Source organism: Massilia yuzhufengensis (assembly GCF_900112225.1).
Lineage (GTDB): Bacteria > Pseudomonadota > Gammaproteobacteria > Burkholderiales > Burkholderiaceae_D > Telluria > Telluria yuzhufengensis.
In genome coordinates this window covers 57,656-67,983 of the sequence record NZ_FOLD01000030.1, presented here as the reverse complement: position 1 = coordinate 67,983, position 10,328 = coordinate 57,656, and the positions used below count along the sequence as shown (strand labels likewise).

The 10,328-nt window shown below is 62.2% G+C and carries 12 protein-coding genes; 5 read left to right on the top strand and 7 right to left on the bottom strand.

The genetic code is table 11. The features are described 5' to 3' along the window. Positions 1–123: 123 nt before the first annotated feature. The 3 genes from BM031_RS25255 to BM031_RS25645 all read right to left on the bottom strand — a co-directional run bounded on the left by BM031_RS25255 (position 124) and on the right by BM031_RS25645 (position 2,730). The gene (locus BM031_RS25255; RefSeq protein ID WP_143084659.1) at positions 124–960 is read right to left on the bottom strand and encodes a hypothetical protein; all 837 of its coding nucleotides are present in this window, start codon (positions 958–960) and stop codon (positions 124–126) included. A 17-nt stretch (positions 961–977) separates the two neighbouring features. Continuing rightward, positions 978–1,568 carry a hypothetical protein gene (locus BM031_RS25250; RefSeq protein WP_143084658.1) on the bottom strand — a complete coding sequence of 197 codons (591 nt, stop codon included), beginning with the start codon at positions 1,566–1,568 and terminating at the stop codon, positions 978–980. A gap of 796 nt (positions 1,569–2,364) precedes the next feature. After that, positions 2,365–2,730: a type 2 periplasmic-binding domain-containing protein gene (locus BM031_RS25645; protein ID WP_177207839.1), complete on the bottom strand. Its 366-nt coding sequence runs from the start codon at positions 2,728–2,730 to the stop codon at positions 2,365–2,367. A gap of 103 nt (positions 2,731–2,833) precedes the next feature. Between BM031_RS25645 and BM031_RS20390 the strand changes: the two genes are divergently transcribed. Then, positions 2,834–3,259: a tellurite resistance TerB family protein gene (locus tag BM031_RS20390; protein WP_091876394.1), complete on the top strand. Its 426-nt coding sequence runs from the start codon at positions 2,834–2,836 to the stop codon at positions 3,257–3,259. Positions 3,260–3,328: 69 nt separating this feature from the next. Here BM031_RS20390 and BM031_RS20385 read toward each other — a convergent pair whose 3' ends face one another. Beyond that, positions 3,329–4,699 carry a hypothetical protein gene (locus BM031_RS20385; RefSeq protein WP_091876393.1) on the bottom strand — a complete coding sequence of 457 codons (1,371 nt, stop codon included), beginning with the start codon at positions 4,697–4,699 and terminating at the stop codon, positions 3,329–3,331. A gap of 217 nt (positions 4,700–4,916) precedes the next feature. Here BM031_RS20385 and BM031_RS20380 point away from each other — a divergent pair, with 217 nt between their 5' ends. The 4 genes from BM031_RS20380 to yacG all read left to right on the top strand — a co-directional run bounded on the left by BM031_RS20380 (position 4,917) and on the right by yacG (position 7,469). Continuing rightward, entirely contained in the window at positions 4,917–5,789 is an 873-nt protein-coding gene (locus BM031_RS20380) for a prepilin peptidase (protein ID WP_091876392.1), read from the top strand. 1 nt (position 5,790) lies between these two features. Continuing rightward, positions 5,791–6,414 (top strand): dephospho-CoA kinase, encoded by a 624-nt coding sequence (coaE, locus tag BM031_RS20375; protein ID WP_091876391.1) that lies wholly within the window; start codon positions 5,791–5,793, stop codon positions 6,412–6,414. A 99-nt stretch (positions 6,415–6,513) separates the two neighbouring features. Continuing rightward, positions 6,514–7,269, top strand: coding sequence for a cell division protein ZapD (gene zapD / locus BM031_RS20370; protein ID WP_091876390.1), 756 nt, complete (start codon positions 6,514–6,516; stop codon positions 7,267–7,269). A 17-nt stretch (positions 7,270–7,286) separates the two neighbouring features. Continuing rightward, positions 7,287–7,469 carry a DNA gyrase inhibitor YacG gene (yacG, locus tag BM031_RS20365; RefSeq protein ID WP_177207838.1) on the top strand — a complete coding sequence of 61 codons (183 nt, stop codon included), beginning with the start codon at positions 7,287–7,289 and terminating at the stop codon, positions 7,467–7,469. Between the two features lie 167 nt (positions 7,470–7,636). On the opposite strand, the gene BM031_RS20360 is transcribed toward yacG, so the two are convergent. Genes BM031_RS20360 through argJ form a run of 3 tightly spaced genes read right to left on the bottom strand, consistent with a single transcriptional unit; the run spans position 7,637 to position 10,201 of the window. Then, a complete protein-coding gene (locus BM031_RS20360) occupies positions 7,637–8,074 on the bottom strand; it encodes an NUDIX domain-containing protein (RefSeq protein WP_091876388.1) in 438 nt (145 codons plus the stop codon). Beyond that, positions 8,071–8,958 carry an ATP-binding protein gene (locus tag BM031_RS20355; RefSeq protein ID WP_091876387.1) on the bottom strand — a complete coding sequence of 296 codons (888 nt, stop codon included), beginning with the start codon at positions 8,956–8,958 and terminating at the stop codon, positions 8,071–8,073. Before BM031_RS20355 ends, BM031_RS20360 begins: the two co-directional genes overlap by 4 nt. A 4-nt stretch (positions 8,959–8,962) precedes the next feature. Further along, the gene (gene argJ / locus BM031_RS20350) at positions 8,963–10,201 is read right to left on the bottom strand and encodes a bifunctional glutamate N-acetyltransferase/amino-acid acetyltransferase ArgJ (protein WP_091876386.1); all 1,239 of its coding nucleotides are present in this window, start codon (positions 10,199–10,201) and stop codon (positions 8,963–8,965) included. Between the last annotated feature and the right edge of the window lie 127 nt (positions 10,202–10,328).

Sequence of the window (10,328 nt, the reverse complement as noted above, 5' to 3'; positions counted from 1 at the left end):
ATTCAAACGGCTGGCCGAAACCGGTCGTTGAGCTAAGCATAGCAGGTTGCCAGGGCCGAAAATCGCGGACTTTCACGAAGGACCGGATTCGACCCGAAGCGGACCTTTGCAGTGGCCATCGCCTCAGTCCGCTTTGCCTTCCCCTTCTTGGAATCCCGACAGCCAGTCAGCATAGTTTTTGTCTGATGGAAGCAATCCTTTAGCCTTCGGCCCAGAGAAATCAGCCTTGCTAACTCTAGGCACACTCTCGTCGGCTAGTTTCGCAACGAGCGCTCTAACCTCCTCTCCATGTTTAACGAGATCTTGGCACAAGAGCGCGCTGAAAAACGCTACGTCATCGGTGTAGGAAGCGATTACGCTAACCGTGTCCGAATACTCTTGATCGGTCTCCCCACTTGCCTGTCGTAGCCCGAAATAATGGTGCGCGAATCTTTCCTTTGGAATTGCACTAGATTGGAAACGCTGAATTAATTTCCCTCGATGTCCTATCGCTTGCGTTAACCCAGTAAGCGATTGCTCTAATACAGAAACGAGCGCAAGCGGACGCCCATAAACCGATATTCTTTCAAAGACGAGAGTTTTCAATGTGTCTATTGGAACAATAGGCGCAGAAAATTGACGAAAATCGGCGGTTACTTGATGAACTTGGTCGGGCACAATTTTTCCTTCCGCTTGCCTTACCTTAAGCATTTCAAGATCTTCTTTTTGCTTCTCAAATTCACTCCGCATAGGTTCAACGTGCTGATGTTTTATGATGAGCGCAGTATTGCATATTGAGAAGCACGTCATGATCGCAGCATTAGTACTTCGAATTTCACGGACTCGTTCTTCGCGTCGTTTCATTCGTTCAGCGATGTATTGTGCGCCTAGTGCGCCGCCGATTGCTCCAGTAAGGCCGCCAACGAAAGCGATAGTAAGATTAGTGTTAAGTGCAGTCCATAGCCAGCCCAAATTCATCATATCGAATCGTTTCCTTATCAACCAACTTTAGCCGGAGCATTTTCGGGACCGTCCGTTTCAGCTTCCAAGCCACTGTGCCATCTGCCGTAGCCTTCACCCCAAGTAATCGCAACTTCCTCCAGCTCTTTAGCTTCTTTTTCGATGTCGCTACGGTAGATTTTGCCTTCCCCGTCCTCCTCTTTCGTAAAGATATTGAGGTTGCCGTGGCAGATATTGTTCCGCAGTCGAACTATATGCGCTTGCTTAAGACGGTCATCCGACTGAAGATTCAACAGGAACTCTGAATCTTCCGGGTCACGGTCAAATCTTAAAACTTCAACCGGCAAACCGATTGCTTTCGCTTCTCGCAAAAGTTTGTTCGACAATAGAGGTACGCCGATCTCTTTTGACTTCCATGCGTCACGAATGTCCAGCTTTAGATTGTGCAGGAGGGGAAGGCGTAAGCTCATCTCGATTCCTGTTATTAAGCACAAACATGCTGCAAGGTACTGTCCATGGGCCACACAAGCATAGCCGTCGCGGAAGAAGGGTTCGACCTCACCGTAGCGGATATGCCAGTGCGAGTTGTGTTGTTTTGTGAATAGGCGAAATTTCTCGGCTACATTCATAGACACAGGTTTCCCGTAAAATTTGCGAGAGGTGGAAGTTCAGAACAAACGGGCTGCAAAAATGGCGGTTACTGCCCCTCTGTAGAACTTAAAGATGACAAACCGCCATACCGCTTCACAACTGCTCGAAGGAAAGACCGCTTTTGGCCGAACCCGGCCTTTGAGCTCAGCATAGCAGGTCGCCGAGGGCGAAAAATCGCAGACTGTCACGAAGGACTGCATCCGAACCTAAGCAGACTTCAGCTTTTCCATCCGAGCAGCGGAAAAGTACCCGATCTTATTTCCCTGAAGTTCCTGGGCGAGACGGTTGCATAACTCTAGCCCGATATCATCAAGGGATTCGACCTCTCGTGGATTGTCAAACTGCCGGTAGTGTGCTGTCTCGTAACGGGCTAACCAGCAAGTGATCGCCTCTACGACATATGGCGAAAGTCCCAACTCGGCAAGTTCCACATACCCGCCGCTGATAGCGTCACGAACACCGGTTCCAGATAACATTCCATCGATAATCAGGTAGCGTATCTAACTGCCTTCTCGGTTGTTTCGTCCGCTTATGGCCGAAGGCGGCCATTGAGGTCAGCATAGCAGGCCGCCAGGGCCAAAAAGTCGCAGACTGTCACGAAAGACCGAACCGACCCGATGCGGAGGTATGGAGCTTTAACGTAGACTAGCTTGGCGTCTTGGAGCGTACCAAATAAGCATCGGTGTTTGTTAGCTCATCGAGAAGGTATGTGCATGCCTCATGTTCACTCGCGAATGAGACCAAACGGGGAGGCGTGTCCACGCTCTAGGTGCATTACTTGGAACATCCCGTTGTTTTCCTCAAGCGCGAACGAATGTCGGAAAATCCTTGGCCCCATGGTCCAACGCGGTAGTAGTTCGACGCGACACCTCGTTTCCTTAAGTCTTGCGCGAGCTTATCTATGTTCACTTGGTTTAGCCTATATCTGACCGGTCTCGGTCGCTTAGTGTACGGCAGCACGATGTCGGCCAGCACGGTCGCCGCCACCATGAAGCCGGCGCAGGCGAAGAACTTGCGCAGTGCGCCGTCGTCGAATTCGCCCGCTTTGCTCGGGCGCAGCTTGCTCGATTCGAACCAACTGTGCAGCTGGCTATGGGTGACGACGGCGAGAAAGTAGTGCACGCCCTTGCAATTGATCACGTAAATATCGAAAAAACTTACGTTTTACGAAGGATTAATCGAATTTACTTTAGTTTTGCGCGCCCCTATAGTGGATTCACATTCACTTTCAGACCAGCTCACCATGCACACTTACTCCGCCAACAGTCCCGAAGCCATCAGTCGCATCCTGGCCCTGACCATGATCGTCGACGGCCATGTCAGCCCGTCCGAGGTCCACGCGATGCACCACGCCAGCTCCCTGCAGCAGGTCGAGGTCCATGACGACACCTTCGACCGCACCCTGCGCGAGTTGTGCGAGGACCTGCTCGACGAAGCGGCCAACCGCCGCGCCGGCATGGTCGAGATCGACCCGGCCCTGATGGATCACTTGCTGATGGAAATCCGCGATCCGCTGCTCCAGATCCGCCTTTGGCGCGCCATGGTCGACATCATCCAGGCCGACGGTTTCCTCGATGGCCGCGAGACCACCCTGGTGCGGCGCGCCGCGCGCGCCTGGTTCGGCGAGGAGAGCGCCGAAGATGCGTTTACCACGGCCGTGCTGGCCTGATCGCCGACGAATACCCGCAGCGAACCGCCGGCCGCCCTTGGCTGGGGCGACATGGCAAGCAGGCGGCGCTCAGCGCAGCGCCGCCTGCAGCTGCCGCCCCACTTTCCCTACCAGCGCGCGCCACAGGTAGCCGCCCATGGCCAGCGGCCGGCGCCGGTCGGCGCCGCGCCGTCCCATGCGCTGCGGCAGGAAGAAGCGCCCGAAGGTCGACAGGCCGCTGCGGCGAAGGGTCCAGAAGCAGCCGCCCGCGTACACGGTATCGAAGCCGTCTTCCATGCGCAGCAGCTGCAGCGCGGTGCCGGAAAACATGGCGACATGGGCCGCCGTTTCGCGCGCGCGCAGCCGGAAGCCATGGCGGTAGGACAGCTCGACGGTCTGGCGCAGGTCGGGCAGGTGAATGAGCAGGGGCTTGAGCGGGCCCACCGTTTCGAGCAGCCAGGGCAGCACGTGCATGCCAGCCGCGAGCCGTTCGCGGTAGCGGGAAAAGGCCGCCTTCAGTTCACCCAGCGAGGCTTGCGGCGGGCGCGGCAGCGGTGGCGGGCGGTTGCGCCAGCGCTCGCTCCAATGCTCCAGCGCGCGCACGTGCGCTGGAGCCAGCGTGGCCGGGGTGTCGCGCTGCAGGTCGACGCTGGCGCCGGGCGCAAGGAAGCGAATGACGCTGCGCACCTGTTCCAGGCGCGTGTGCTCCAGCAGCTCGGCCGGCGCGATACGGCCGCCATTGAGCCACAGGTTGTCGGCCCGGGCGAAACGCGCGAACGAGGCGATGGGCACCACCAGCTTGGGGCGGAAACGCTCGACCTGCAGCGCCAGGCGCTCGACCGCCGCTTTCGCCGCCGCCTCGCGCAGCGCGTACTGTTCCGGGTTGCCACACCAGCCCATGCTGCCGAAGCCCGTGAGCAGCAGATCGACGCGCGGCGCCAGCTGCCCGACGCGCGCCGCGGCCGACTGGCAGGCCGCCGCGCTCGCCAGCGCCCGGTCGCCCAGGTTCAGGATGTTGCGCCCGCCGCAGCTGATGAGGCAGGCGGTATCGCCGTCGCCGTTGGCCAGCGCAGTAAGGCGCAGGTCGCCGGACAGCCCGACCGGCACGCCGTCGCGGCATTGCGCCACCGGCAGCCGCAGGCGCCGCAGCTCGTCGACGATGCGCCGGTCGCGCCCCGGCCGGTACAGGAAGGTGGCGATGCCGCGCAGTTCGGCGCGCAGGCGCCGCAGGAAAGGCAGGGAGAGGTGGTCAGGCTGGGCGCGCGAACACCATATATAGATGGGCACCCCGGCCGCGTTGAGCGTCTCGAGCACGCTGGCGCTGCGGTCGGTGCCATCGATCAGGCCCCAGGCGCCGGCCTGCACCTCGCCGCCCAGCCAGGGATCGGACACCAGCAGCGCGGCGTCGGTACGCACCATGAAGCTGGCATGGTTCAGGAAAGTGAATGTCGCGCGTGGCATCGCAGGCACCTGGCAGTGGGGGCAGAAATCATGGGTGAACCAGCCCAGCGTAGCCGCGCGCCACGATGCACCCATGATCCGCCACAATCGGGCGCAAGGCCGGCCCCCTTACCGAACTGCGCGGGCGCCTTGCACAGGCTTCGCCAAATCGCAGGGAAAGCTCTACAATAGGTTGATCTAAAGAATCTTTTTGACTTGTTAACCGGACCTTCTCGCCATGCCCCTGGAATCCTTCCTGTTCGCCCCGCCGGCCACCCTGTCCGCCACCCTCGTGGCGGCGCTGTTCGGGCTGCTCGTGGGCAGCTTCCTGAACGTGGTGATCCACCGCATCCCGAAGATGATGCAGCGCGAGTCCGACAATTACGTGGCGCAGGAAAGCGGCAAGGAGCCGCCCCATACCGACCGCTACAACCTGATGGTGCCACGCTCGGCCTGTCCGCACTGCGGCCACCAGATCACGGCGCTGGAAAATATTCCGGTCGTCAGCTGGCTGGCGCTGCGCGGCAAGTGCCGCAAGTGCAAGGCGCCGATCTCGCCGCGCTACCCGGCGGTGGAACTGCTCACCGGCGTGCTGGCCGGGGTGCTGGTGTGGACCTTCGGCAGCGGCATGGCCGGCCTGGCCACGCTGCTGTTCCTGTTCCTGCTGGTGGCGATGACCTTCATCGACGTCGACACCCAGCTGCTGCCGGACGACCTGACCTATCCGCTGCTGTGGGCGGGCCTGCTGGTGAACCTGCACGGTACTTTCGTGCCGCTGCAGGACGCCGTGATCGGCGCGGCCGCCGGCTACCTGGCGCTGTGGGCGGTGTACTGGCTGTTCAAGCTGGCCACCGGCAAGGAAGGCATGGGCTATGGCGACTTCAAGCTGCTGGCGGCGCTCGGCGCCTGGCTCGGCTGGGCCATGCTGCCGACCATCATCCTGCTGTCCTCGGTGGTGGGCGCGCTGGTGGGCATCAGCCTGATCGTGTTCGCCAAGCGCGGCCGCGACAAGCCGATCCCCTTCGGCCCCTACCTGGCCGCCGCCGGCCTGATCGCCCTGCTGTACGGGGTGCGCATCAGCGCCTGGCTGCAGACCTTGATCTACGGCTGACATGGACGCGCAGCGCCAGCCGGCGTTCTCGGTGGGCCTGACCGGCGGCATCGGCTGCGGCAAGAGCACCGTGGCCGACATGTTCGCCGCGCTGGGCGCGTCCGTGATCGACACCGACCAGATCGCCCACGCCCTCACCGCCCCGCACGGCGCCGCGATGCCGGCGCTGCTGGCCGAGTTCGGCGACGATTTTGCTACCCCGGACGGCGCGCTCGACCGCGCCAAGATGCGCGCGCTGGCGTTTTCCGACGCCAGCGCCCGCGCCCGCCTGGAAGCCATCCTGCACCCGCGCATCCGCGCCGCCACCGCCGCCGCGGCGGCGATTGCCAGCGGCGACTACGTGATCTTCGTCGTGCCGCTGCTGATCGAATCCGGCAACTGGCGCGAGCGCGTCACGCGGGTGCTGGCGATCGATTGCCCGGAAGCGCTGCAGGTGGCACGCGTGATGGCCCGCAACAGCATGCCGGAAAGCCAGGTGCGCGCCATCATGGCGACCCAGGTCACGCGCGAACAGCGCCGGGCCGCGGCCGACGACATCATCGTGAATGACGACGGACTGGACGCTTTGCGCCCCCAGGTGGCCCTTCTGCACGCCATGTATTTATCCCAGAGCAGGCTAAAGTGAAAGTAAATTGAACTAAGTCAATGTGGTATTTGTAATTTTGCGCAGCATGGTTCAGAATCACGGGGTTGCTCGCCAGCCTACATTCAGAGGGATGTCATTTTGATCGTCTACGAATATCCTTTCAACGAGCGGATTCGCACGTTGTTGCGGCTGGAAGATTTGTACGAGAAGTTCAAGTTTTTTGTACAGCAGGAACACCCGATGCAGCACCACGTGGCGCTGGCCACGATCTTTGACATGCTGGAAGTGGCCGGCCGCGCCGACCTGAAATCCGACCTGCTGCAGGAACTGGAGCGCCAGAAGCAAAGCCTGCTGGGCTACCGCAGCAACCCGAACGTCGCGCCCGAGGCGCTGGACGCCGTGCTGGCCGAGCTGGACAGCGTCAGCAGCGCCCTGGTCGGCGCCCAGGGCAAGACCGGCCAGAACGTACGCGACAACGAATGGCTGATGAGCATCCGCGGCCGCACCATCATCCCCGGCGGCGCCTGCGAATTCGACCTGCCCTCCTACCACGCCTGGCAAAAGCGCCCCGCCACGCAGCGCCATGGCGACATCATGAACTGGTTCGCCCCGCTCGCCCCGCTGTTCGAGGCGCTGGCCCTGGTGCTGCGCCTGTTGCGCGACTCCGGCGGACCGGTGAAGATGACCGCCACCGGCGGCAGCTACCAGCAAATGCTGCAAGGCAAGGTGTACCAGATGCTGCGCCTGTCGATCGACGAAACCCTGGGCGCGATTCCGGAAATCTCGGCCAATAAATACATGCTGTGGGTGCGCTTTACCACGCAGGACGGCGACTGCAAGCCGAAGGCGCTGGAAGAAGACGTGCCGTTCGACCTGACTCTTTGTAATTTCTAATTCTGATTGGTGTAGTGATGACTGTTGTTGCGTGCCCGACCTGTGGCAAGAAGGTCGAATGGACCCCGGCGAACAAATTCCGGCCGTTCTGCTCCGAGCGGTGCAAGCAGATCGACCTGGGGGCGTGGGCGGAAGAGAAGTACACGATTCCCGGGGCGACGGCGGCGGATGTGCAGGATGATAAGTTGGCGGAGGAGTGAGGGCGTGCGCCCACCGGTACCATGCCTTTGCATAGACGATCGGCACTCGTAGCCACCAGCTGTAAAACCGTCGTTCCGGCGCAGGCCGGAACCCAAGTTCGCTGAGTCGCCACGAACGTCAAATTAGATTCCGGCCTTCGCCGGAACGACGCGCTAGGGGTACTAAATCATCCCGCGAAATTCGCCGCTTGCGAGGGTGCAAATCGCACCCGATCCAACCACTCCAGCAACGGTATCGTCGCCGGCAACAAGGGCGCCACGCTGTATGCCCCCTGCCACGCAAACGCCTGCCCTTCCAGGCTTTGCGGCTCCCCTTCCCACTCGCGGCAGATGTAGAAGTACAGGCGCACATGCGCGTGCTCGTACACGTGCTCGACGCAGCACCAGGCCTCGCCGCTGAGCACCCGCACGCCCAGCTCCTCGACGAACTCGCGCTGCAGCGCGTGGAAGATGTCCTCACCCTGCTCCACTTTCCCGCCCGGGAATTCCCAGTAGCCCGCATACGGCTTGCCCTCGGGCCGCTGGCCCAGCAGCACGTCGCCGTTCGCGCGCATCAGGATGCCGACGGCGACGTCGACCGGTTTTGCCATCGCAGCGTCGCTCATTGGGCGTCGCCATCCGGCAGCCTGCCGGCATAGTCCTTGGCGAACTGCCACGCCACCCGCCCCGAGCGCGAGCCGCGCTGCAGGGCCCATTGCAGCGCTTCCAGCCGCGCCGATGCAACCTGCTCCGGCGTGCACCCGAAGCTGGCCAGCCAGTGCGCGACGATGCCGAGGTAGTCGTCCTGCTTGAACGGGTAGAACGACAGCCACAGGCCGAAGCGCTCCGACAGCGAGATTTTCTCTTCCACCGTCTCGCCCGGGTGCAGGTCGCCATCGTCGCCATGGCGGTAGCCGGCGTTGTCCGACATTTTTTCCGGCATCAGGTGGCGCCGGTTCGAGGTCGCGTAAATCAGCACATTGTCGGACTGGGCCGAGATGCTGCCGTCCAGCGCGACTTTCAGCGCCTTGTAGCCCGCCTCGCCCTCTTCGAACGACAGATCGTCGCAGAAGACCACGAAGCGCTCCGGCCGGCCCGCGACCAGGTCGACGATGTCGGGCAGGTCGGCCAGGTCGGCCTTGTCGACTTCGATCAGGCGCAGGCCCTGGTCGGCGAAGCCATTCAGGCAGGCCTTGATCAGGGACGACTTGCCGGTGCCGCGCGCGCCGGTGAGCAGCACGTTGTTGGCCGGGCGGCGCAGCACGAACTGGCGCGTGTTCTGCTCGATCTGGCGCTTCTGGGCCTCGACGTGGTGCAAGTCGTCGAGCCGGATGGTGGAGGCGTGCAGCACCGGCGCCAGGTACTTCACGCCGCCGCTGGCCCGCTTGCGCCAGCGGAAGGCGAAGCTGCGCTTCCAGTCAGGCTCGCGCGGCAGGGCGGGCGGCAGCACCGCCTCCACCCGCGCCAGCAGGGCTTCGGCGCGGTGCAGGAACTGTTCCAGCGGCGTCATCGATTCAGGAGCGGTAGTCGGCGTTGATCGACACGTAGTCGTGCGACAGGTCGCAGGTCCAGACCGTGGCAGCGGCCTCGCCGCGGCCAAGCGTCACGCGCACCGTGATCTCCGCCTGCTTCATGATGCGCTGGCCGTCTTCTTCCTTGTAGTCCGGGTTGCGCCCGCCGCTCTTGGCCACCCACACGTCGTCCAGGTAGAGGTCGAGCTTCGTCACATCGAGGTCGTCCACGCCGGCGTAACCCACAGCGGCCAGGATGCGGCCCAGGTTCGGGTCGGAGGCGAAGAAAGCGGTCTTGACCAGCGGCGAGTGGGCGATCGAGTAGGCGATCTTGCGGCACTCCTCGACGCTGGCGCCCTGCTCCACCGTGATGGTCATGAACTTGGTCGCGCCTTCGCCATCGCGGATGATCTGCTGCGCCAGGTTGCGCGAGATGTCGGTGACGGCATCCTTCAGCGCCTCGAATTCGAAGCCGCTGGCGCTATCGACCACCAGCGAACCGGCGCCGGTGGCGACGATGATGAAGGAATCGTTGGTCGAGGTGTCGCCGTCGATCGTGATGCTGTTGAACGAGTGGTCGGCCGCATACTTCACCAGTTGGTCCAGCACCGGCTGCGCCACTTTGGCGTCGATCGCCAGGTAGCCCAGCATGGTTGCCATGTTCGGCTTGATCATGCCGGCGCCCTTGCTGATGCCGGTCATGGTCACGCTATGCTCGCCGATATGCACGGTGCGCGACGCGGCCTTGGGCTGGGTGTCGGTGGTCATGATCGCCTCGGCGGCGTTGAACCAGTTGTCCGCCTTCAGGTTGCTGATTGCGGCCGGCAGGCCCGCGACGATCTTCGGCAGCGGCAGCGGCTCCAGGATCACGCCGGTGGAGAACGGCAGCACCTGCTGGGCGTCCAGGCCAAGCAGCTTGGCCACCTCGGCGCAGGTCGCCTGCGCATTGGCCAGACCCGGCTCGCCGGTACCCGCGTTGGCGTTGCCGGTATTAACCACCAGCGCCCGGATAGGCTTGCCGCCGCTCGTCACGGCCGCCAGGTTGGCCTTGCTCACCTGCACCGGCGCGGCGCAGAAGCGGTTCAGGGTAAACACCCCTGCCACGGTCGCGCCTTCGGCCAGCTTCATCACCAGCAGGTCCTTGCGGTTGGGCTTCTTGATACCGGCTTCGGCAAAGCCGATCTCGATACCGTTGACGGGTTTCAGCTCAGCGGCGACTGGCAGGGGGGAATTGACGGCCATGGCGATCTCATGTGGGAAAAATGGTGAATTCGCTATTGTACTGCCAGCACAACCAAACTTCGGGGTCAGGTCTGACATTTGGACACGGCCTCAGCACTAGGTTTCCAAATTGGTAAAGCATAAGCTG